This window comes from Streptococcus sp. SCPM-O-B-15304 (M98) (assembly GCF_058200215.1).
The window spans coordinates 1-722 of sequence record NZ_JBYQGQ010000033.1 but is presented as its reverse complement, the minus strand read 5'-3'; the positions used below and the strand labels follow the sequence as shown (position 1 = coordinate 722).

Sequence of the window (722 nt, the reverse complement as noted above, 5' to 3'; positions counted from 1 at the left end):
GGCTCTATAATATTTGTAGTGGGTAAATCCCCTATAGATATTATGGAGCCTATTTTGTGTAGAAAAAAAGTCCCATAAGATCTATAATGAAAAGCGACGAAACCATCATTAGAAAGAATCATATGGAACAATTACATTTTATCACAAAACTCCTTGATATCAAAGACCCAAACATAAAAATTGTAGATGTCATCAATAGGGATACACACAAGGAAATCCTAGCTAAACTAGACTACGATGCCCCATCTTGTCCTGATTGCGGAAATCAAATGAAGAAATATGATTTTCAAAAACCGTCGAAAATTCCTTACCTTGAGACGACTGGTATGCCTACTAGAATCCTCCTTAGAAAGCGTCGATTTAAGTGCTATCATTGCTCGAAAATGATGGTCGCTGAGACTTCTATCGTCAAGAAAAATCATCAAATCCCTCGTATTATCAACCAAAAGATTGCGCAAAAGTTGATTGAGAAGACTTCTATGACCGATATTGCTCATCAGCTGGCCATTTCAACTTCAACTGTCATTCGCAAGTTAAATGACTTTCACTTTAAGCATGACTTTAGCCGACTTCCTGAGATTATGTCTTGGGACGAGTATTCTTTTACCAAGGGAAAGATGAGTTTCATTGCACAAGATTTTGACAATCTCAACATTATCACCGTGCTTGAAGGTAGAACCCAGACTATCATCCGAAATCACTTTCTGCGCTACGATAGAGCC

At 37.7% G+C, this 722-nt stretch carries 1 protein-coding gene; it reads left to right on the top strand.

Annotated elements, in window-relative coordinates:
* Positions 1 to 122: 122 nt before the first annotated feature.
* The coding region (locus AC3E7H_RS09870; RefSeq protein WP_490676504.1) for a transposase family protein at positions 123 to 722 on the top strand (600 nt) is incomplete at its 3' end.